Annotated in this window: 19 protein-coding genes; 11 read left to right on the top strand and 8 right to left on the bottom strand. The window is 64.6% G+C overall.

Annotated elements, in window-relative coordinates; all coding sequences use genetic code 11:
* Window positions 1–116 precede the first annotated feature (116 nt).
* From groES to bla, 6 genes are all read left to right on the top strand, one after another.
* On the top strand, window positions 117–404 hold the full coding sequence (gene groES, locus KK137_RS14855; protein WP_214537307.1) for a co-chaperone GroES: 288 nt from the start codon (window positions 117–119) through the stop codon (window positions 402–404).
* Between the two features lie 57 nt (window positions 405–461).
* Window positions 462–2,093 carry a chaperonin GroEL gene (gene groL / locus KK137_RS14850; protein ID WP_214537306.1) on the top strand — a complete coding sequence of 544 codons (1,632 nt, stop codon included), beginning with the start codon at window positions 462–464 and terminating at the stop codon, window positions 2,091–2,093.
* 256 nt (window positions 2,094–2,349) lie between these two features.
* Window positions 2,350–2,757, top strand: coding sequence for a baeRF12 domain-containing protein (locus KK137_RS14845; RefSeq protein ID WP_214537305.1), 408 nt, complete (start codon window positions 2,350–2,352; stop codon window positions 2,755–2,757).
* Between the two features lie 9 nt (window positions 2,758–2,766).
* Window positions 2,767–3,408, top strand: a complete 642-nt coding sequence (locus KK137_RS14840) for a protein-L-isoaspartate(D-aspartate) O-methyltransferase (protein ID WP_214537304.1) — start codon at window positions 2,767–2,769, stop codon at window positions 3,406–3,408.
* Between the two features lie 69 nt (window positions 3,409–3,477).
* Window positions 3,478–4,224, top strand: a complete 747-nt coding sequence (locus KK137_RS14835) for a class I SAM-dependent methyltransferase (RefSeq protein ID WP_214537303.1) — start codon at window positions 3,478–3,480, stop codon at window positions 4,222–4,224.
* Between the two features lie 174 nt (window positions 4,225–4,398).
* Window positions 4,399–5,361: a class A beta-lactamase gene (gene bla, locus KK137_RS14830; protein WP_214537302.1), complete on the top strand. Its 963-nt coding sequence runs from the start codon at window positions 4,399–4,401 to the stop codon at window positions 5,359–5,361.
* A 54-nt stretch (window positions 5,362–5,415) separates the two neighbouring features.
* On the opposite strand, the gene KK137_RS14825 is transcribed toward bla, so the two are convergent.
* Complete coding sequence (locus KK137_RS14825; RefSeq protein ID WP_214537301.1) at window positions 5,416–5,688, bottom strand: hypothetical protein; 273 nt, start codon at window positions 5,686–5,688, stop codon at window positions 5,416–5,418.
* A 187-nt stretch (window positions 5,689–5,875) separates the two neighbouring features.
* Here KK137_RS14825 and polA point away from each other — a divergent pair, with 187 nt between their 5' ends.
* Window positions 5,876–8,731, top strand: a complete 2,856-nt coding sequence (gene polA, locus KK137_RS14820) for a DNA polymerase I (protein ID WP_214537300.1) — start codon at window positions 5,876–5,878, stop codon at window positions 8,729–8,731.
* A 45-nt stretch (window positions 8,732–8,776) separates the two neighbouring features.
* Here polA and KK137_RS14815 read toward each other — a convergent pair whose 3' ends face one another.
* Window positions 8,777–11,095 carry a CDC48 family AAA ATPase gene (locus tag KK137_RS14815; protein ID WP_214537299.1) on the bottom strand — a complete coding sequence of 773 codons (2,319 nt, stop codon included), beginning with the start codon at window positions 11,093–11,095 and terminating at the stop codon, window positions 8,777–8,779.
* A gap of 470 nt (window positions 11,096–11,565) precedes the next feature.
* On the opposite strand from KK137_RS14815, the gene KK137_RS14810 reads away from it, so the two are divergent.
* From KK137_RS14810 to KK137_RS14795, 4 genes are all read left to right on the top strand, one after another.
* Window positions 11,566–12,273 (top strand): CoA transferase subunit A, encoded by a 708-nt coding sequence (locus tag KK137_RS14810; protein WP_214537298.1) that lies wholly within the window; start codon window positions 11,566–11,568, stop codon window positions 12,271–12,273.
* Window positions 12,273–12,908: a CoA transferase subunit B gene (locus KK137_RS14805; protein WP_214537297.1), complete on the top strand. Its 636-nt coding sequence runs from the start codon at window positions 12,273–12,275 to the stop codon at window positions 12,906–12,908. Before KK137_RS14810 ends, KK137_RS14805 begins: the two co-directional genes overlap by 1 nt.
* A gap of 7 nt (window positions 12,909–12,915) precedes the next feature.
* The gene (locus tag KK137_RS14800; protein ID WP_214537550.1) at window positions 12,916–13,602 is read left to right on the top strand and encodes a glutathione S-transferase family protein; all 687 of its coding nucleotides are present in this window, start codon (window positions 12,916–12,918) and stop codon (window positions 13,600–13,602) included.
* 78 nt (window positions 13,603–13,680) lie between these two features.
* Complete coding sequence (locus KK137_RS14795) at window positions 13,681–14,946, top strand: spinster family MFS transporter (RefSeq protein WP_214537296.1); 1,266 nt, start codon at window positions 13,681–13,683, stop codon at window positions 14,944–14,946.
* 58 nt (window positions 14,947–15,004) lie between these two features.
* On the opposite strand, the gene metK is transcribed toward KK137_RS14795, so the two are convergent.
* The 6 genes from metK to hisS all read right to left on the bottom strand — a co-directional run bounded on the left by metK (window position 15,005) and on the right by hisS (window position 21,984).
* On the bottom strand, window positions 15,005–16,213 hold the full coding sequence (gene metK, locus KK137_RS14790; RefSeq protein WP_214537295.1) for a methionine adenosyltransferase: 1,209 nt from the start codon (window positions 16,211–16,213) through the stop codon (window positions 15,005–15,007).
* Between the two features lie 37 nt (window positions 16,214–16,250).
* Entirely contained in the window at window positions 16,251–17,825 is a 1,575-nt protein-coding gene (gene lnt, locus KK137_RS14785) for an apolipoprotein N-acyltransferase (protein WP_214537294.1), read from the bottom strand.
* 41 nt (window positions 17,826–17,866) lie between these two features.
* A complete protein-coding gene (locus tag KK137_RS14780) occupies window positions 17,867–18,604 on the bottom strand; it encodes a DUF4167 domain-containing protein (RefSeq protein WP_214537293.1) in 738 nt (245 codons plus the stop codon).
* Window positions 18,605–18,830: 226 nt separating this feature from the next.
* On the bottom strand, window positions 18,831–19,667 hold the full coding sequence (gene prmC, locus KK137_RS14775; protein WP_214537292.1) for a peptide chain release factor N(5)-glutamine methyltransferase: 837 nt from the start codon (window positions 19,665–19,667) through the stop codon (window positions 18,831–18,833).
* Window positions 19,664–20,731, bottom strand: coding sequence for a peptide chain release factor 1 (gene prfA, locus KK137_RS14770; RefSeq protein WP_214537291.1), 1,068 nt, complete (start codon window positions 20,729–20,731; stop codon window positions 19,664–19,666). The genes prmC and prfA overlap by 4 nt, the downstream gene beginning before the upstream one ends.
* Window positions 20,728–21,984 (bottom strand): histidine--tRNA ligase, encoded by a 1,257-nt coding sequence (gene hisS / locus KK137_RS14765; RefSeq protein WP_214537290.1) that lies wholly within the window; start codon window positions 21,982–21,984, stop codon window positions 20,728–20,730. The genes prfA and hisS overlap by 4 nt, the downstream gene beginning before the upstream one ends.
* Window positions 21,985–22,062 lie beyond the last annotated feature (78 nt).

Raw genomic sequence — 22,062 nt, 5'->3', positions numbered from 1 at the left:
TTCTTTGCGCGGGGGTGTTGACGCCTCCCGGCCGCCCAACCATATGCGCCCCGCTGGCACTCTCCGCATGAGAGTGCCAATCGTGTTTAACAACCCAATTGGAAGAGGTCATACACATGGCATTCCGTCCGCTGCACGACCGCGTTCTGGTCCGCCGCATTGAGGCCGAAGAAAAGACGGCCGGTGGCATCATCATCCCCGACAGCGCCAAGGAAAAGCCGAGCGAAGGCGAAGTCGTCGCCGTCGGTTCGGGCGCTCGCTCCGAAGACGGCAAGGTCACCCCGCTCGACGTCAAGCCGGGCGACCGCGTGCTGTTCGGCAAGTGGTCGGGAACCGAGGTCAAGCTCAACGGCGAAGACCTGCTGATCATGAAGGAAAGCGACATCATGGGGATCGTCGGCTGATCCAGCCGCTCCCTTCAGCTTTCCCACACAACCCATTCGCATAGAGGAAACAGGAACATGGCTGCCAAGGACGTGAAATTTTCGCGCGACGCGCGCGAACGCATCCTCAAGGGCGTCGATACGCTCGCCAACGCCGTCAAGGTGACCCTCGGCCCCAAGGGCCGCAACGTCGTGATCGACAAGAGCTTCGGTGCCCCGCGCATCACCAAGGACGGCGTCACCGTCGCCAAGGAGATCGAGCTCAAGGACAAGTTCGAGAACATGGGCGCGCAGATGCTGCGCGAAGTGGCCTCGAAGACCAACGACCTCGCCGGTGACGGCACCACCACCGCCACCGTGCTCGCCCAGGCGATCGTACGCGAAGGCATGAAGTCGGTTGCCGCGGGCATCAACCCGATGGACCTCAAGCGTGGCATCGATCTCGCCGTCGCCAGGGTCGTCGAAGACCTCAAGGCCCGCTCGAAGCCGGTTGCTGGCTCGAACGAGATTGCCCAGGTCGGCATCATTTCGGCCAACGGCGACCGCGAAGTCGGCGAAAAGATCGCCGAAGCGATGGAAAAGGTCGGCAAGGAAGGCGTGATCACCGTCGAGGAAGCCAAGGGGCTCGAGTTCGAACTCGACGTCGTCGAAGGCATGCAGTTCGACCGTGGCTACCTGAGCCCCTACTTCGTGACCAACGCCGAGAAGATGGTCGTTGAGCTCGATAACCCGTACATCCTGATCCACGAGAAGAAGCTTTCGAACCTGCAGTCGATGCTGCCGGTCCTCGAATCCGTGGTGCAGAGCGGCCGTCCGCTGCTCATCATCGCCGAGGACATCGAGGGTGAAGCGCTCGCCACCCTGGTGGTCAACAAGCTGCGCGGCGGCCTCAAGGTCGCGGCGGTCAAGGCTCCGGGCTTCGGCGATCGCCGCAAGGCCATGCTGCAGGACATCGCGATCCTGACGCAGGGCGAGATGATCAGCGAAGACCTCGGCATCAAGCTCGAGAACGTGACCCCGAGCATGCTCGGCCAGGCCAAGAAGGTCACCATCGACAAGGACAACACCACCATCGTCGACGGCGCCGGTTCGGCTGACGACATCAAGGCCCGGGTCGAACAGATCCGCGCCCAGATCGAATCGACCACCAGCGATTACGACCGTGAGAAGCTGCAAGAACGTCTGGCGAAGCTCGCCGGCGGCGTTGCGGTGATCAAGGTCGGCGGCGCCTCGGAAGTCGAGGTGAAGGAGCGCAAGGATCGCGTCGATGACGCGCTGCATGCGACCCGCGCCGCTGTCGAAGAAGGCATCGTCCCGGGCGGCGGTACCGCTCTGCTTTACGCCACCAAGAAGCTCGAAGGCCTCACCGGTGGCAACGAAGACCAGACCCGCGGTATCGACATCGTCCGTCGTGCGCTGCAGGCTCCGGTTCGCCAGATCGCCGAAAACGCCGGCCATGACGGTGCGGTTGTCGCCGGCAAGCTGATCGACGGCAACGACGAGCAGCTCGGCTTCAACGCCCAGACCGACGTCTACGAGAACCTGGTCCAGGCCGGCGTCATCGACCCGACCAAGGTCGTGCGCACCGCGCTGCAGGATGCGGCTTCTGTCGCCGGCCTGCTGATCACCACCGAAGCGGCGATCAGCGAGATTCCGGAAGACAAGCCGGCCATGCCGGCCATGCCGGACATGGGTGGCATGGGCTTCTAAGCCCAGGCTTCCAGCCGATCATTGAAAGGGCCGGAGGAGCGATCCTCCGGCCCTTTTCTTTTGTTCGGATAGTCCCCCTCCCGCCTGCGGGAGGGGTTAGGGGTGGGTCTGTGCCGGCATCTGCCGACGCTTGAACGGACAGCCCCCCATCAGCCCCTCCCGCAAACGGGAGGGGAGTCTTGGCCCATCTTCTTTTGTCCGGACCCTGCGCGCCGCTCGCCCGTTAGGCTTGATGAACAGACAGGAGAGCGGACCCATGAAGATTCCCCACCAGGCCCTCGTCGCGCTGGCCAATGGCGAACAGTTCGTACTGATGCGAAACGTCGGACAAGCCTTCGATCCCAAGCTCGAGCGCGAACAGGAACTGGACCTGGAACTCACCAACTTCAGCGCCGGAATCCGCCATCAGGATCGCAGGGGAGCGCCGAATAACAGTACCAATCTCGACGAACTCGCCCATGGCGCCGCCATCGCGGAGTGGCTCAACGCACGGGCCCTCAACGGCCAGCTCGAAGACCTTGTCATTGCCGCCGATCCTCGCACGCTCGGCCAGATACGGCAGCGCTGCCATAAGGAAGTGCAGAGCCGGATATTGGGTGAAGTCGCCAAGGATCTCATCAACTCGCCGATAAAGGAGGTCGAGCGGGTCCTCGCCGCCGCTTGAACACCAGGTGTGAGCTCATTTGCCCAGCAACGCGCTGCGATGGTCGAACGCCAGCTCAAGGCGCGCGGCATCCGCAACGATCGGGTTCTGTCCGCCATGGGAGAGGTCCCCCGAGAGCAGTTCGTGCCAGAGCGGCTGCTGGAGTTCGCCTATTCCGACGGTCCCCTGCCCATTGGCGAAGATCAGACGATCTCGCAGCCCTACGTCGTCGCTCTCATGATCGAGGCGGCGGGCGTGGCGCCCGGCGACCGGGTGCTCGAGGTAGGGGCGGGCTCCGGCTATGCGGCGGCGGTCATGGCACGAATCGCAAGCCGCGTGTTCGCGATCGAGCGGCATGACACCTTGGCGGAAAGCGCCCGGCAGCGGCTTCTGGAAGGCGAATACCGCAACGTCACGGTGATTATCGGCGACGGTAGCGGCGGCCTTCCCGACAGGGCTCCGTTTGACGCGATCCTCGTCTCGGCCGGGGGCGACAAGGTGCCCGAACCGCTCAAGTGGCAACTCGCGATCGGCGGACGCCTGGTGGTCCCGGTAGGCGGCACCGGCCTGCAGTCGTTGCTGTGCATCAGGCGGACCGACGAGGAAGAGTGGATCGAGCATGATCTTGGTAACGTGCGCTTCGTGCCCTTGATCGGAGCGCATGGGAGATAGACGCGCTGACATCCTTGCGAGACCCCACCCCGATGATAGGATGGGTCAAAAGCAACGAGAGGACGCCTCATGCGCTCGACTTTGGCTCTAATCGCGCTGGCCCTCGCCGCCAGCGCCCCCGCCGCCTCGGCGAAGGAACCTTCCGATTACGCCGCCGCCCTCAACGATGCGCAGCGGCCGGCGGCGGACAAGGAACGCGATGCCGCCCGTCATCCGGCCGAGCTACTGGCCTTTGCCGAGATCGATCCCGGCGAAAAGGTCGGCGATTACATCATGGGCGGGGGCTACTGGACGCGGCTGCTGGCCACGGCGGTTGGCCCGCAGGGCAAAGTCTACGCCTTCCAGCCGGACGAATTCATCGCCTTCCGCCCGGCTTATGCTGACGAGCAGAATGCCGCCGTCGCCGGTCATGCCAATGTCGCCGCCTTGCGCGGGCCGGTATCGGCGCCGCCCTTCCCGGAAAAGCTCGACACTATCATTACCGTGCAGAACCTGCACGACCTCTACCTCGGCGCCTTCCCTCCCGACACAGCCACCAAAGCGATTGCCGCGCTATTCGACGCGCTCAAGCCCGGCGGCACGCTGGTAGTGGTAGATCACAGCGCAGCCGACGGCAGCGGCACGACGGCTGCGAATTCAATTCATCGTATCGATAAAGCTGCCGCGGTAGCGGCCCTGACTCATGCCGGCTTTGTCGTGGAAGCCCAGAGCGACCTCTACAAACGGCCCGAAGACCCCCGAACCGCCAACGTCTTCGATCCGTCGATCCGCGGAAAAACCGATCAATTCGCGCTAAGGCTGCGCAAGCCGAACTGAGCAAGTTCCGCCAAAATCAACTGTTTGCCGCCATCAGGACTCCGTTCGTCTCGAATCAGATTGCCGAGAGCGCCCTCGTGGTTAAGATTCTGACAATATAAGAGGGTCTAAAACAGGGGCATGACGTTGCGCTTCCTTGGACGGATTGCGGCCGGGCTATCGCTGGCTTTTGCCATGCCCGTGCTTGCACAGGGTCAACCGCTCGAATCACGCTTCGATCGGGCATTCGGTACAGAACTCAGGTCCCCTCGGGACTTCTCCGCCACTTACGATAATGCGCTCGCCCAACAGATCGCGCTGATCGCCGACGGGTCGCAAGGTCGCATCGGCGTGGCTGCCGTCGACCTGACAACCGGACAGGAGATTGCGGTCCTGGGTGACGAGCGCTTTCCGATGGCGAGCACCAGCAAGATCGCCATTGCCGCGACGTTCCTCGAAGGCGTCGACCGGGGCCGTTGGTCGCTCGACAGCCAGTTCCCGATGATGGTGCCGGTAGCCTCCAAGCCCTTCTCCACTCGGGTCGCGCCGGTTCGTGCCGGCGAATCCTACAGCGCGCGCTCGTTGATCGACATGATGATCACGCGCAGCAACAATCAGGCGACGGATGCTCTCCTCGCGGCCGTGGGCGGACCTGCCAAGGTCAACGACTGGGCGCGTCGTGCGGGAATTCAGAACTTCAATCTCACCCGCGACATCGCCACGCTGGTGCGCGACGACGGCGAGTTCAATCCCGCTTCGCACATCGACATTCGCGACAGCTCTACCCCGCGCGACATGGTCAGGCTGCTCAGTGGAATTTACCAGGGCCAGTGGCTCAGCGCCTCGAGCCGCGGTGTTATCATTGACGCGATGGAGCGGTGCCGCACCGGCACCCGGCGTATTCCCGCGCTCATGCCCGCCGATGTACGCGTGGCCCATAAGACCGGATCGCTGAACAATACCTCGAGCGACATCGGCATCATCACGATGCCCGATGGCCGCGCCATAGCGCTCGCCATTTATGTCACCGGCCAGGGCACACGCCTCAACCGAGAAGGCCGGATCGCCAATATCGCCCGCGCGATCTACGACGGGTACGGCACCCAGTCGACGCGCCAGTGGACCAATGCCACTTACGCCAACAGCGCCGGCAAATAAGAAAAGGGCGCGGCCTTGCGGCCACGCCCTTTCGAATAGCTGACTTCAAGCCGATCAGTCGGCCTTGGCAGCCTCGGTGGATTCGCCCTGAACGTCGGCTTCGGCCGTAGCGGCAGCGTCGGTCGCGGCAGCGCCCACGTCGGCAGCGGCTTCGGTCGCGGCGGTCGCGGCGTCGCCAACGGCTTCACCGGCTGCTTCGACGTTGGCTTCAGTGTCGGCCATGGCCGAGTCAGCAGCGTCGGTGGCAGCGTCTTCAGTGTTTTCCGAGCAGGCTGCGAGCGAGAGGGCTGCACCGGCAATCGCGGCGGCGAGAACGATCTTGCGCATGTTTTTATATCCTTAAACAGCGAAACCAGAACGCACACCCCTTGCGGAGCAGGCGCGGAAATCCACCGAAAGCGAATTTCGGACTGGAGAAATAATGGCAACTTTGTGGCAAGGCAACCCTGAGGCCGGTTCTGAGTTCCCGCCCTCCCCCGTTGCCCGGAGCGAGCGCAGGCCCTAACACTTAGCCATGGCCGACAAACAGCATCTCTACCTGGTCGACGGTTCGGCCTATATCTTCCGCGCCTATCACCGCCTGCCGCCGCTGACGAACCCGCACGGTGTGCCGGTCGGTGCGGTCTATGGCTACACCACCATGTTGTGGAAGCTGGCCGACGATCTCGACAAGGCCGACGGCCCGACGCACCTGGCGGTGATCCTCGACAAGGGTTCGACCAGCTTCAGGAACGAGCTGTACGATCAGTACAAGGCCAACCGCCCGCCCCCACCAGAGGATCTGGTCCCGCAATTCCCGCTCATCCGCGACGCCACGAGGGCCTTCAGCCTGCCGTGTATCGAGGAAGACAATCTCGAAGCCGACGACCTCATCGCCTCCTACGCGAAGGAAGCGACGCGGCGCGGCTGGGACGTGACCATCGTCAGCTCCGATAAGGATCTGATGCAGCTGGTCGGCCAATGCGCCGAGCCGCACGACGGCCACGAGGGTGGCTGCATCGACATGCTCGACACGATGAAGAACCAGCGCATCGACATCCCCGAGGTAGTCGAGAAGTTCGGCGTCCCGCCGGAGCTGGTGGGCGACGTGCTGGCCCTTATGGGCGACAGCGTGGACAACGTGCCCGGGATTTACGGGATCGGCCCCAAGACGGCGAGCAAGCTTATCCAGGATTACGGATCGCTGCAGGGCGCCCTCGACGCCGCGCCCGACATGAAGCCTGGCAAGCTGAAGGAACGCCTGATCGAAGGCCGACCGATGGCGGAGCTGAGCCGCGTGCTCGTGCAGCTCAAGGACGATTGCCCGCTGCCGATTCCCCTTGAGGATTTCGTCCTCAAGAAGACGCCCGAAGAGCCGTTGGCACAGTTTCTCGAAACCCATGGCTTCACCAGCCTGTTGAAGCGTCTCGGTGACGGGCGTGGCAGCCCGGACCGGCCCACCCAGCTCAATCCGGCCAAACCCGAGACCGCTGGCGCCCCTGCATCGCCAAATGGCAACCGGCAGCCGCTGCCCGAATGGCCCCCGGTCGACCGCACGACGTACGAATGCGTACAGTCGATGGAGCGGCTCGAACATTGGATCGGCCGCGCGTTCCACGCCCGCATGGTCGCTATCGACACCGAGACCAGCAATCTCGACGCGATGCGGGCGGAACTGACCGGCGTCAGCCTCGCCCTCGGCCCGAACGACGCCTGCTACATCCCGTTAGCTCACGGCGGCACGGACATGTTCGCCGAGAAGCCGGTACAGATCGACAAGGCCGCCGCGCTATCGGCTCTGAGGCCGCTGCTCGAAAGCGAGGCCGTGCTCAAGGTCGGCCAGAACGTGAAGTACGACCTCAACGTCTTCGCCCGGAACGGCATTCTGATGGCCCCCGTCGAAGACACCATGGTGATCAGCTTTGACCTCGATGCGGGCCGATCTGAAGACGGCATCGGCGGCGGCCACGGCATGGATGAGCTGTCGCAGCGTCACCTCGGCCACACCACGCTGACCTTCAAGGACATCTGCGGCACCGGCAAGAAGGCGATCCCGTTCGGCGAAGTCCCTCTCGACAAGGCGACGCAATACGCGGCCGAGGACGCCGACGTGACCTGGCGGCTGTACAAGACGCTCAAGCCTCGCCTGGCGCTCGAAAGCGGGACGCGGATCTACCAGCGGGTCGACCGGCCACTAATCCCGGTAGTCGCGCAAATGGAGCGCAACGGGATCAAGGTCGACCGTCAGGCGCTGGCCGGACTGTCGGAAGAGTTCGCCAGGGAGATCGCTCGGATCGAAGCCGAGATCTACGAGTGTTGCGGACAGCAGTTCACTATCGGCAGCCCTGCGCAACTGGGCGACGTGCTGTTCAACAAGATGGGCTACAAAGGCGGCCGCAAGGGCAAGAGCGGACAGTACTCGACTGACCAGGCGATCCTGGAACAGCTCGCCAACCAAGGCGCCCCGGTGGCCCGGCTGGTACTGGACTGGCGCCAGCACTCGAAGCTCCGCAGTACCTATACCGAGGCGCTGCAGGCCGCGATCAATCCCGCAACGGGGCGCGTGCATACCTGCTACAGCCTGGTCGGTGCGCAAACGGGGCGGTTGTCCTCGACCGACCCGAACCTGCAGAACATCCCCATCCGCACCGCCATCGGTCGCCGTATCCGCGAGGCTTTCGTCGCCGAGCCCGGCAATGTCCTGCTGGCGGCGGACTACTCGCAGATCGAGCTCCGCCTCGCCGCGCACATGGCCGACGTGCCGCCGCTCAAGGAAGCCTTCGCGGCGGGCGAAGACATCCACGCACGCACCGCGCAGGAAATGTACGGTACGGTCGACCGCGACACCCGCGCCCGCGCCAAGACGATCAACTTCGCCATCCTCTATGGCATCAGCCGCTGGGGCCTGGCCGGTCGCCTCGGGGTGGAGGCGGACGAGGCCCAGGCGGTGATCGACCGCTATTTCCAGCGGTTCCCTGGCATCCAGCGCTACATCGTCCACACGCTCGAGAATGTGCGCGAGCGGGGCTATTCGGAGACGCTGTTCGGCCGCAAGACCTGGTTCCCGCGGATCAACGCCAAGATCCCGCACGAACGCCAGGGCGCCGAACGCGCCGCAATCAACGCGCCGATCCAGGGGACCAGCGCCGACATCATCAAGCGCGCGATGGCCCGGATGCCGGCGGCGCTCGCCGACGCCGGGCTAGGCCAGGTGAAGATGCTGCTGCAGGTGCACGACGAACTGGTTTTCGAATTGCCCGAGGGCGATGTCGCCGCGGCCTCGCCGGTGATCGAGCGGGTGATGGCCGAAGCCGCGCTGCCCGCAGTGAAGCTCGACGTGCCGCTCGGGATCGAAATCGGCACAGGTCCGAGCTGGGACGCCGCGCACTGAGCCCTCAAATAACCTCCCCGAGACAAGCTCGGGGAGGATTTGGCCTTAAGTCCCGGGCGTGTGCTTCCGCTCGCGCGTCGATTCCACCATGCCTTCGTGGATGAAGCCGATCGGGCGCACTTCCATCGCGCGCTTTTTCAGCTCGCCGCGCATTCGCAGGTATTCCATCTCCATCTGCTCGGTCACGGTCGCGCGGCTGTCCGCCAGGGCCTCGGTGAAGTCCTGACCGGTCACCTCGGTCGCGTTCTCGCCGCGCTTGCGGATGGCGATGAGACCGGCCCTGCGGACTACGTCCTCAAGGTCGGCGCCGGTGAAGCGCTCTGTTTCGGCCGCGATGCTGGCAAGATTCACGTCGTCCGCCAAGGGCATGTCCCGCGTGTGGATGCCAAGGATGTGCAAGCGCCCGGCCTGATCCGGCGCGCCGACATAGACCAGCTCGTCGAACCGGCCCGGCCGCAGAAGGGCAGGATCGACCAGTCCCGGACGGTTGGTCGCGCCGATCACCACGATCGAGTTCAGCTCTTCCATGCCGTCCATTTCGGCGAGGATCGTGTTGACCACGCGCGCCGTCACTTGCGGCTCGTTGGCCTCGCTGCCGCGTGCGGGGACAAGGCTGTCGATCTCGTCGATAAAGATCACGCACGGCGCCACCTGGCGCGCACGGGCGAACATGCGGCTGATCTGCTGCTCGCTCTCGCCGTACCACTTTGACAGCAGGTCGGAGCTCTTCATCGAGATGAAGTTGGCCTCGGCCTCCTTGGCGACGGCCTTGGCCAGCAGTGTCTTGCCCGTTCCCGGGGGACCATAGAGCAGGAACCCCTTGGCCGGACGGATGCCGAGGCGCTCGAAGGCGGCGGGGTTGCGCAACGGCAGCTCCACCCCTTCGCGCAGCTTTTCCTGCGCATCGTCGAGGCCGCCGATGTCGGCCCAGCCGATGGTCGGCGCCTGGACCATGACTTCGCGCATGGCGCTTGGCTGCACGCGCTTGAGTGCCGCGCGGAAGTCGTCCTTTTCGACCTGCAGGTCTTCCAGCACCTCGGGCGGGATCGTGCGGGCGTCGAGATCGAGTTTGGGCATGATCCGCCGCACCGCCTCGATCGCCGCTTCACGGGCGAGGGCGGCTAGGTCGGCGCCCACGAAGCCGTGGGTGCTCCGCGCCAGTTCCTTGAGATCCACCCCCTCGCCCAGCGGCATGCCGCGGGTGTGAATCGCCAGGATCTCGCGCCGGCCCTGCTCGTCGGGCACGCCGATGATGATCTCGCGGTCGAAGCGGCCGGGACGGCGCAAGGCTTCGTCGATCGCGTCGGGCCGGTTGGTGGCGGCGATGACCACCAGGTTGGAGCGCGCCTGCAGCCCGTCCATCAAGGTTAGGAGCTGGGCCACCAGCCGCTTCTCGGCCTCACCGGTCACGTTCTGCCGCTTGGGCGCGATCGAATCGATCTCGTCGATGAAGACGATGGCCGGAGCCGAGCGTTGCGCCTGCTCGAACACTTCGCGCAGTCGCTTCTCGCTCTCCCCATAAGCCGAGCCCATGATCTCCGGCCCGTTGATGATGAAAAATTCGGCGTCGCTTTCGTTGGCCACGGCCTGGGCCAGGCGCGTCTTGCCGGTGCCGGGCGGGCCGTGCAGCAACACCCCCTTGGGCGGATCGACGCCGAGCCTGGTGAACAGCTCCGGATAGCGCAGCGGCAGCTCGACCATCTCGCGCAGGGCGTCGATGGTTTCCTGCATGCCGCCGACATCGTCGTAGTTGATGATACCGCGGCTGTCGCTCGGCTCTTCGAACTCGGCGCGCAGTTCCACCTCGGTACTCTCGTCGATGTGGACGATGCCCTTGGGCACGGTGCTGACGACCTGGAGTCGGATCTGGGTCAGCGCATAGGCCGGGGCGTTGTACATGCGCCGGACGGCCGCGGGCACATCCTGCACGGGCTGCTGGCCGTGCGTTGCGACGAGGTCGCCCGCTACCAGCGGACGACGGAAGAATACGCGCTTCAGAGCCTCGGTCGGCCCCTGCAGACGCATCTCGCGCTGGGCGGGTGCGAACACCACCCGGGTCGCGGGCCGCGATTCGGCGGAGCGGATCTTGATGTGCTCGCCGGATGAAGTCTGGGCGTTGGCGCGCTGGAGACCGTCGAGGCGCACGACATCGAGCGTGTCGTCCTCGGCGTAGGCGGGAAGCGCGATGGCGGCCGTTACTCGCTTGCCTTCCAGCTCTACCACGTCTCCTTCGGTTATGCCGAGGGTCTTGAAGGCACTGCGCGGCATGCGGGCGACGCCCGTGCCGCTTTCTTCCTGACGCGCGGCGGCGACTTGCAGCCGGACCTCTCCTTGTTCCACTTTCGCATCAGCCGCGTCTGCCATCGCCCTCTCGCTTTCAATCTCGTTCGACGGAGAGCTAGGTGCGCCGCCCCCCGATTGCAAACCGGTGAGCCGAAAGAAGGTGCCGAACGAGGCCCAGAAAGTCGCGCGGAAGGCGGACAAAAAAAGACCCGGACGTTGCCGGCCGGGCCTTGGAAGTTTGGGAGAGGATGCCTGAAAGGCCTGCTCCATATGCGGCGAGGCCGTTCATCTCGCAAGTGCGAAAAGCGCAAGTCATGTTGCACTTTGCGCAACAACGTACTATCATTTTGAAATATATGACTTTCTAACTTACACATGTGTTCGCCGGCGATGCCGCAAACTTCTCAATGCATGCGAACCCCCTGGATGTTGCGTCGCAGCATGATTTTTGGGATGGAGGGTTTGCAGGTCGCGCCGAGGGTGACAGCCGCACACGCCTTGCCTAACGATGCGTCTGGTCACCACAACCGATGCCCCAGCGGGAGCCGTCCATGAAGAAGCTCTACCCCAATGCCAGCGCCGCCCTCGACGGGCTACTGCGCGACGGCATGCTCATAGCCGCGGGGGGCTTTGGCCTGTGCGGCTTGCCCGAACGTCTGCTCGACGCGATCCAGGCGAGTGGGGTCAAGAACCTGACTTTCGCCAGCAACAACGCCGGGATCGACAACGAAGGCATCGGCAAACTCTTGCGCACACGGCAGGTGAGCAAGATGATCAGCTCCTACGTCGGCGAGAACAAGGAGTTCGAGCGGCAATACCTGGCTGGCGAGATCGAGGTCGAGTTCTGCCCCCAGGGCACCCTGGCCGAACGCATGCGCGCAGGAGGCGCGGGTATTCCTGGGTTCTATACCCGGACGGGCGTCGGCACCCTGGTGGCCGACGGCAAGGAGGTGAAAGAGTTCGACGGAGAAGACTACATCCTCGAACGCGGCATCTTCGCCGACCTTGCGATCGTCAAGGCATGGAAGGCCGACGAGACCGGCAACCTCGTGTTCCGCAAGACCGCGAGGAACTTCAACCAGCCGGCCGCGACATGCGGCAAGGTCTGCGTGGTCGAGGTGGAGGAGATCGTTCCCACCGGCAGCCTAGACCCCGACGGCATCCACTTGCCCGGGGTCTACGTCCAGCGGATGATCGTGGGCAGTCCCTACGACAAGAAGATCGAGTTTGTGACCACGCGCGAGAGGGAGGCCGCATAATGACCTGGACGCGCGACGAGATGGCGGCCCGCGCGGCGCTGGAATTGCAGGACGGGTTCTACGTTAACCTCGGCATCGGCATCCCGACGCTGGTGGCGAACCACATTCCCAAGGGGATGGAGGTGACGCTGCAGTCGGAGAACGGCATGCTGGGAATCGGGCCGTTTCCCTATCCCGACGAAGTCGATGCCGACCTGATCAACGCTGGCAAGCAGACCATCAGCGAACTGCCGCAGACCGCCTACTTCGACAGCTCCGCGAGCTTTGCCATGATCCGTGGTGGGCATATCGACCTCACTGTGCTCGGCGCGATGGAAGTGTCCGAGCACGGCGACATCGCCAACTGGATGATTCCGGGCAAGCTGGTGAAGGGCATGGGTGGGGCGATGGACCTCGTCGCCGGGGTCAAGCGGATCATCGTCGTCATGGAGCATACCGCCAAGGATGGCAGTCCCAAGTTCATCCCCGAATGCACCCTGCCGCTCACCGGCAAGTGCGTGGTCGACATGATCGTGACCGACCTCGCGGTGTTCCACCGCTCCGATCACGCGAGCCCATTTCGCTTGATCGAGCTCGCCCCGGGTGTCAGCGCGGAAGAGGTGGCGCTCAAGACCACGGCAAGTTATCTTGTCTGACGCAGCCATGCGATACACGCTGATCACCGCCAACCGGAACTATTCCAGCTGGTCGCTGCGGCCCTGGCTATTGATGACGGCGCTGGGCATTCCATTCGACGACCGGCTTGAGCCCTTCGCCAAGCCCGATAACTACGAAGACTTCCGCCTGTTTTCTCCCACAGGGCAAGTACCCGTGTTGATCGATGGAGATCGGCGGGTCTGGGATTCGCTCGGGATAACGCTCTACCTGGCAGACAGGCATGGCGGAATTTGGCCCGAGGACCGCGACGCTCGGGCCTATGCCCAATCGATCGTGGCCGAGATGCACGGGGGTTTCAGCGCCCTGCGTAACGATTGCACGATGAATGTCGGCGTGCGGGTGGAGCCCAAGCCGATGTCCCCGGCCCTGCAGCGCAATGTCGCGCGGGTGCAGGAGATCTTCGAAGAGGGCCTCTTGCGGCTCGGCGGTCCCTGGCTGGCCGGCCCTTCGTTCACCGCCGCCGACGCCTTCTACGCCCCAGTCGCCTTTCGCATCCGGACTTACGGTCTCAAGGTGGGGCGCGGCGCCGAGTGGGTCGAACGGATCATCGCCCATCCCGCGATGAAGGAATGGGAGACCCAAGCTCTCGCCGAAGAATGGCGCGAGGAAAGTCACGAGGCCGAATTGCGCGAAGCCGGCACGATTACGCAGGATTTCCGCAACGCGCGCTAATCGGCGCTCGCAAATCCCCGCAACCCTTGGCAAGTTCCTTCCAATCCGCCGAATGAGCGGACCTGGGAGGAAATGGGAATGCCCTTTAATACGCGCCGCGATTCGCCCTGGCTGGCGCTGATCCTGCTGATGGCGATCAACACCGTCGGCTTCATCGATCGCATCGTGGTCAACGTTCTGGTCGAGCCGATCAAGGGCGAGTTCCAGCTGAGCGACACGCAAGTCTCGCTGATGGGTACGGCCTTTACACTGCTCAACGTTGGCGTCGCCCTAATCATTGCCCGCTATGCCGAAAGAGCACGGCGACTGTCGCTGATCGCTGCGGGCACGCTATTCTGGTCTGTCGCGACTGCGGCCTGCGGCTGGGCAGTGAGCTGGACCCAGCTGCTGCTGGCCCGCATGGGAGTGGGCCTTGGCGAGGCCATCGGACTGCCAAGTAATCAATCGGTCCTTTCCGACTATTTCCCACCCTCGAAGCGGGGCCTGGCGATTTCGATCCTAATGCTTGCCCCACCGATCGGCGCCTTCGTCGGCTTCGTCGGTGGAGGTTGGATCGCGCAGGAGTTCGACTGGCGTTCCACCTTCCTGATCGCTGCGATCCCCGGCCTGGTATTGGCGCTGCTGGCTTGGCTGTTCGTAGCTGAGCCGCCACGCGGCCGCTATGACAAGGTCGTGACCGACGAAGTGCCGCCGATGAAGGCGGTGCTGCACCGGTTGTTTGTCCTGCCCAGCGCGCGCAATCTGGTGATCGGTTCCTCTCTTGCGGCCATGCTCGGTTTCGGGCTGAACTACTTCTTCACCTCGCTGATGATGCGCCAGTTCGGTGTCGGCCTGGCCGAAGCCGGGCTCTATTCGGGTATTATCGCCAGCTTACCCGCCGCGATCTCGGTGGTCGGCAGCGGCTGGCTGGGTGACAAGCTGGGCGCGAAGAATCCGGCGGCCTATGCCCTCATTCCTGCGGTATGCCTGATCGTAGGTGGCCCACTCTACGTTTTCGCCATTACCCGCGAGAGCCTCGGCCTCTTGCTCGGCCTCATCAGCATCGCGACGTTCCTCAACTTTGGCTACCTGGGGATCACCTACGCCGCGCTGCAGAACCTGATGCACCCGAGGATGCGCGTCTCGACCTTTGCCGTGCTCAACGTCGTCTATGGCGTCGCCAGCGCGCTTGGGCCGTTTCTGCTGGGATGGCTGAGCGACCACATGGCGGCGTCTTTCGGCCCAGCACAAGGACTCTCCGTCGCCATGGCGATTACGGGTGCGCTCTACGTCTGGGCGGGGCTGCACTACCTACTGGCCAGCCGTCATCTGGCGCGGGACGTCGCCGCGGTGGCCGAGAAGTAGCGCCCCCAACGGCCCACCCCTGACCCCTCCCGCGAGCGGGAGGGGCATTGGGCCTGCGTCAGGCCAGCGCGGCCTTGAGGTCGTCCACCAGGTCAGTCTTTTCCCAAGGGAAGAAGTCGCCCTCAGGCGTGCGGCCGAAGTGGCCGTAAGCGGCGGTCTTGCGATAGATCGGCTTGTTGAGACCCAGATGCGTACGGATGCCGCGAGGGGTCAGGCCACCGAGCTTGTCGATCGACTGGATCGCAGCTTCGATCTTGTCGTCTGCCACCGTGCCCGTGCCGTGGGTGTCGACATAGAGTGAAAGCGGCTTGGACACGCCAATGGCGTAGGCCAGCTGGATCGTGCAGCGCTTGGCCAGGCCGGCGGCGACGATGTTCTTGGCGAGGTACCGGGTGATGTAGGCGGCCGAGCGGTCGACCTTGGTCGGATCCTTGCCCGAGAACGCACCACCGCCGTGTGGTGCGGCGCCGCCGTAGGTGTCGACGATGATCTTGCGACCGGTGAGGCCCGCGTCGCCGTCCGGCCCGCCGATCTCGAACGAGCCCGTCGGGTTGATGTGATATTCGGTCCCATTCGACAGCAGGTTCGCCGGAAGCACGTCCGCGATCACCTTCTTCACGTAGGCGTGGAGCTCGGCTTCCTTGTCGCCCTCGTCATAGCCCTTGGCGTGCTGGGTGGAGACGACGATGGCAGTGGCAGCGACGGGCTTGCCGTTCTCGAACTTGAGCGTGACCTGGCTCTTGGCGTCCGGCTCCAGGAACGGAGCGGCGCCAGAGTGACGGTCGGCCGCCATATGCTCCAGGATCTTGTGGCTGTAGTCGAGCGTCGCCGGCATGAGATCGGGAGTCTCGTCGCAGGCGAAACCGAACATGATGCCCTGGTCTCCGGCGCCTTCGTCCTTGTTGCCGCTGGCATCGACGCCTTGCGCAATGTGCGCCGACTGGCCGTGCAGGTTGTTCTCGAAACGAAGCTCGTTCCAATGGAAGCCGGCCTGCTCGTACCCGATATCCTTGACGGTGTTGCGAACCGTCTTTTCGATCTCCTCGAGTGCACCGGGCGCCCACTCGCCGTTCTCGAACACGCCCTTGCAGCGGATTTCGCCCGCCAGCACCACCAGTTGCGTCGTGGTGAGGGTTTCGCAAGCAACGCGCGCTTCCGGATCCTTCGAAAGGAACAGGTCGACGATTGCATCTGAAATCTGATCCGAGACCTTGTCCGGATGGCCTTCGGACACGCTTTCGGACGTGAACAGGTAACTCTGACGCATTTAGGCTGGGTTCCCTCGAGTACGTTGCTGAACGGGTCTAACGACGCCCCCTCCGGGACGCAATATAGGCGAGGCCAAGGAATACCATGGCCCACACAACCGCAAGCGCATTGCCGAGCTGTGAGAACGGCGTTGGGCTGGCGGCCAGTGGTATCGTGCCATCGATGCGGCCAGCCTTGTGCATCGGCAGGTGGTGTCTAACTACGCCGTGCGGATCGATCACAGCGCTGATCCCGGTCGTGGTGGAACGAAGCACGGGAAGCCCCTCCTCGATCGCTCTCAGGCGGGCCTGGGCGAGGTGCTGTGGCGGGCCGAAGCTTCCAAACCAACCGTCGTTCGATGGGTTAAAGATGTAATCCGGGCGGTTGCCGCGTTCGACCACCTCCCCGGAAAAGACGATCTCATAGCAAACCTGCACCCCGGCCTTGCCAAGAGCGCCGAGATCGAGCGTGCGGGGGCCAGGGCCCGGAATGAAATCGATCGATCCCGGCACCAACCGGCTGAGCCCGATGGGTTCCAACACTTGGCGCATCGGCAGATATTCACCGTAAGGCACCAGATGCGCCTTGTCGTAGCTGCCGAGGATGGCGCCTCCTTCGTCAAGCGCGCTGACCGAGTTGTAGGCCCCCACCGCCCGTCCGCCCGCGATCTCCAGTTCGACGGCACCGGTCAGCAGCACGCTGCCCGGCCCGATCAGGCGCCCGATCCTCGCGCGGGCCAACTCCGGATCGCCGAAAGCGGTCATCCGGTCATAATAGCGCTGCGGGTAGCCGGGCTCGATATAGTCCGCGAGGCCGGATTCGGGCCACAGCACGAGCCGCAGTTGTCCCGGCTGCCGAGGATGGGTGAATTCGGCGAGACGCAGGTAGTTCGCTTCGTAGTACAGTGGATCGCTGATGCGGTATTGGCGCAGGTCCGGCTGGACCAGGGTAAAGTTCAGTTTGCCCTCGCGCTCTGCCGGAGCGGGCAAGTACATTCCGACGACCAGCAGGATTGCGACCAGCAGCGCCACGCGATTGCGCCGCTCTCTCACCAGCACCGCGAGCGCAATGGAGAGGAATACGGCCACACCGGAGAGGGCGTAAGTGCCCATCCAAGGAGCGATAGCGGCGAGCCCTGGGCGGTCGAACGGACCAAGCAGGACCATCGCGAACGGATTCCAGGCATAGCCGCTGAATACCGACGCGCGCATCAATTCCGATAGCGTCCAGCATCCAGCGAAAGCCCAGGCCAGGGTCCAGTTCAGTCCCCCGCGTGAGATCGCTCGAGCGCCCATGGCGGCAAGCGCCGGGTAGATCGCGAGGTAGAGTGAAAGGATCGGCACCGCCGCCCAACCGAGCACCGCAGGCATTTCCGCCTGATGGGTGAACGCTGCGGCGATCCAGTTGTTGCCAAAGGTGAAGTGTCCGAGCCCGAAAAACCAGCCGAGCGCCGCGGCTCGTCGGGTGTCAGGCGCTTCCGCGACGAGGGCCGCGAATAGCGCCATCGTCGCGAGGGCTAGCGGCCAAAGCCCCAGAGGCTGGAATCCCGTGGCCGCAAGGGCGCCAAGGCCCAGCGCGCTCAGGCGTGGACGGTCAGCCAGGTATCGCCATGAGCTCAGCACAAGCGCCATGGCATGCGTTTGGCGGGCCATGGCGCTTGGTGCAAGCCGTGTCAGCTTACAGCTTCGAGAGCCTCGTCGCCGCTATCTTCGACAGGGCGGGTCTTGCGAGTGCGCGTTCGCGGGCGGGGACGCGGTGCGGCCTCCTCTTCACGGACGATCGACGGCGGCAGCAAGCCGGGGTCGAAACTCGACACTTCGTCGTTCGCAGTGGGTTCGGCTCCACGCTCACCGGCCTCGGCGTCATTGGCCGCGCGTCCACGACCGCGAGTACGCGGACGCGGGGCGCGGGCCTCGCGAGTGAACGGATTGTCGTCCGCCGTAGCAGCCTCTTCACCTTCGCTGGCGCGCACGCCTTCGCCAAGACGAGGAGCCTCGTCCCGCGGACGGCGATCATCGTCGTTGCGGTCGCGTTCACGTCCGCGCTGGGGCTGCTGTTGCGGCTCGCGGCCGCCCTGGTCCTGCTCGTAGGCTTCGTAGTCCTCGGCTTCGTACCCGTCGCGATCGTCGCGATCCTGCTCGCGCCGCGGACGCTGTTCGTCCTTCTGCGAACGGCTGTCCGCCACGACGCGGAAATAGTGGTCCGCGAATTGCAGGTAATATTCAGTTTGCACGCGGTCGCCGTTCAGCGAGGCATCGTGCGCCAGCTTGCGATACTTTTCGAGCATCTGCGGAGCGTTGCCACGGGCCCGGCTGTCGATCCGGTTTCCGGGATTGCCGCCGCCGCCACCTTGGCCACCGCGATTGTTGCCGCGGCCGCGACGACGATTATTGTTGCGATTCTGGTTCAAAGGAAATCTGCTTCCTCGATTAATGACCGGCCTCCCGGTCGCACATCCCCCATCCACGACGCTTCCTGGGCAAGGAAATACGCTTCGTGGTTCCCCATCTGCTCTTTCGGCGGGCGGTAGCCCCCGTGTACTTGGCAAATGATGGAGTTCTGGCCCGGTGCCGGCTTTCGCCTCCCACCGCTGGCCTGAACCGAGAGTTAGTGAGTCGATTGCTGTTTGCCAAGCCCTAATCGCCAAGCTTTTTCAACACCAGCGCTCGAGGCCGGCCGCCGAGATCGAGGTGCAATTCGCGCGAGAAGCCGGCTAGTTCGGCGATTCCAGCCACTTGGTCGGCTTGGGCCGCGCCAATCTCAAGGACCGCCGCCCCCTCTTTAGTCAGCAAGTTCGGCAACTGCGGAACCAGGACGCGGTAGTCGTCGAGGCCTTCGCGGCCCGCAAACAGCGCGCCCTCTGGCTCCCAATCGCGTACAGCCGGGGCGATCGGAGCGTCTGCCTCCACATAAGGCGGGTTGGCCAGGATAAGGTCGTATTCGCCCAGGCCGTCGGCCCAGCCCGGTTGATTCCAGTCGGCGCGCCGGACCTCGGCTCGGCCGGAAAGTCCCAGCCGGGCGGCATTGGCCGACGCGATTTCCAGCGGCTCGTCGGCGCGATCGATGCCCACCCCGGTCGCTCCGGGCACTTCGGCCAGTACAGTGAGCAGCAAGGCGCCCGAGCCGACCCCGCAGTCCAGCACGCGACGGGGCGTCGGCACCGCCGAGAGAGCCGCGGCCACCGTCGTCTCGCTGTCCATACGAGGGATGAGGACACCGGGAGCGACGAGGAACTCTCGTCCGTAGAACTCCTTTCGCCCAAGGATATACGCCACCGGCTCGTGCCGTTCCCTGCGTGCGACAAGCGCGGTGAATCCCTCAGGCGCCTCGGCCTGCATGTGGCGCAGCAAGAGGTCGGAACGCGAAGCGCCGAAGGCATGCGCCATCAGCAGCTCGGCATCGAGGCGGCCGGTATCGGACACCGGCCCCAGACGGATGGCAGCCTGGCGGATCGCTTCGGCGACCGTGGTCATTCGCCGAGCGCGGCGAGCCGCTTGGCCTGGTCTTCCGCGATCAGGGCATCGACCAGTTCTCCCAGACCCGGCCCTTCGAGCACTTCGTCGAGCTTGTGCAGCGTCAGCCCGATGCGATGGTCGGTCACGCGGCCTTGCGGGAAGTTGTAGGTGCGGATGCGCTCGGAGCGGTCGCCCGATCCGACCATGGCCTTGCGCGCCTCGGCCTCGACCCCATGGGCTTCTTCGCGCATCTTCTCGTAGAGACGGGCGCGCAGCACTTGCATCGCCTTTGCCCGGTTCTTGTGCTGGCTGCGCTCGTCCTGCTGGATCACGACGATGCCACTGGGCAAGTGAGTGATACGGACCGCGCTGTCGGTGGTGTTGACGTGCTGCCCGCCCGCACCGCTCGACCGATAGATGTCGATCTTGAGATCCTTGTCCTCGATGTGCACGTCGACTTCGGTCGGCTCGGGCAGGATGGCGACGGTCGCCGCCGAGGTATGGATCCGCCCACCGCTCTCGGTCGCGGGCACGCGCTGCACGCGGTGCACGCCGCTTTCGAACTTGAGCTTGGCGAACACGCCCGTGCCCGCGACGTTGGCGACGATTTCCTTGAATCCGCCGACATCGCTGGCGTTCATCGAGATCGGCTCGACCTTCCACCCCTGTTCACCGGCGAAGCGCTCGTACATGCGATAGAGGTCGCCCGCGAACAGCGCCGCCTCATCCCCGCCTGTGCCGGCGCGGATTTCAAGCATCGCCGGACGCGCGTCGGCCGCGTCGCGCGGCAGCAGCGCGATAGACAGCGCCCGCTCGGCCTCGGGCAGCTTCTGGCGAAGGTCGGCGAGCTCCTCGTCCGCCAGCGCGCGCATCTCCGGATCTTCGGTGAGCGCGGCGAGCTGGGCGATTTCCGAGCGCATGTCGCGCACTTCCTGCGCCGCCTTGGCGACAGGTTCGAGCTCCGCGTAGTCGCGGCTGGCAGCCACGAAAGCCTCGCCTTCCAGCTGACCCGAGGCGAGCCGCGCTTCGAGTTCGGCAAAGCGGTTGGCAATCTGCGCCAGGCGCTCTTCGGGGATGGTCATTGGCCTTGGGCCAGGATCAGCGGCAGGACCACCGCGTCGACCTTCTCCACCCAGTCGTCCGGTCCCTTCAGGCTTCGCACGACCTGGTCCTCGTTGTGAGTCAGGCCGAGGATCACCCGCGCATCCGCCTTCACCGCCTTGTCGAACCGCTTCCGCGGCGAACCGCTGGCAATCATGTCGGCTGAAAAGCCCGCGCGGCGAAGTTGGGCGAGCGACTGTTGTGCCACACGCAGGGCGCGATCGTCTTCAACCGCCAGGATCACGTCGAGCGTGTCGATCGCAACCCTGCCCGCGTCGGTCACCAGCATCGCCAGGCGCTCGATCCCGGCAGCCCAGCCCACCGCTGGAGTCGGCGCGCCGCCGAGGCTCTCCATCAACCCGTCATAGCGCCCTCCGCCCAGGACTGTGCCTTGAGCGCCCAGCCGATCGGTCACGAACTCGAACGCCGTATGGCGATAGTAGTCGAGCCCGCGCACCAGCGCCGCATTGCGCGTCCAGGCAACGCCAGCGGCATCGAGGCCATCGGTTACTTGAAGGAAGAACCTCTCGGCCTCGCCACTGAGGAAGTCGTCGATGCGCGGAGCATTGTGGACCAGCGCCTTGTCGCGCGGATCCTTGCTGTCGAGGATACGCAGCGGGTTCTTCTCCAGCCGCTCCTGCGAATCCTCGGACAGGGCATCGCGGGACTCGCGGAAGTGCTCGACCAGCGCCGCGCGCCAGGCCTCCCGGCTCTCCGCATCGCCGAGCGTATTGAGCTGCAGCGTTACGCCGTCGGCAATGCCGAGCTCCTTGAGGAGCTGGTCGGCCATCGCCAGCAGCTCGACATCGGCTTGCGGCTCGGCGGCGCCGATGATCTCGGCGTCGAGCTGGTGGAACTGGCGGTAGCGGCCCTTCTGCGGCCGTTCGTAGCGGAACAGCGGACCGTGAGTGGCGACCTTGAGCGGGGCGTATTGCTGCCAGCCGTCGGTGAGGTAGGCGCGGGCGATCCCGGCGGTGAACTCCGGCCGCAGGGTCAGCGACTCGTCGCCTCGGTCGAGGAAGGAGTACATTTCCTTCGAGACCACGTCGGTCGTTTCGCCTAGCGAGCGGCTGAACACTTCGGTCTTCTCGAAGACCGGCATTTCGACGCGGCGGAAGCGGTAGAGCTTGCGCACCCGCTCGAAGGTTTCGACCACGTGCGCGAAGGCCTCTGCCTCGGCGCCGAAGATGTCTTGTGTGCCCCTGATGGGCTTGGGCGTTTCGATCCTGCTCATGCGCCCCGGCGCTTAGCTGCAAAGCATCGGTTCGCAAAGACGCGTTGCTGGCGCCAAGGCACGCAAAGGCGCTATGGT

Origin of the sequence: Croceibacterium selenioxidans, assembly GCF_018599195.1 — a bacterium.
In the GTDB taxonomy this organism is placed as follows: Bacteria; Pseudomonadota; Alphaproteobacteria; order Sphingomonadales; family Sphingomonadaceae; genus Croceibacterium_A; species Croceibacterium_A selenioxidans.
Note: the sequence above shows the minus strand (reverse complement) of the source record. Positions and strands in the feature narration are given on the sequence as shown.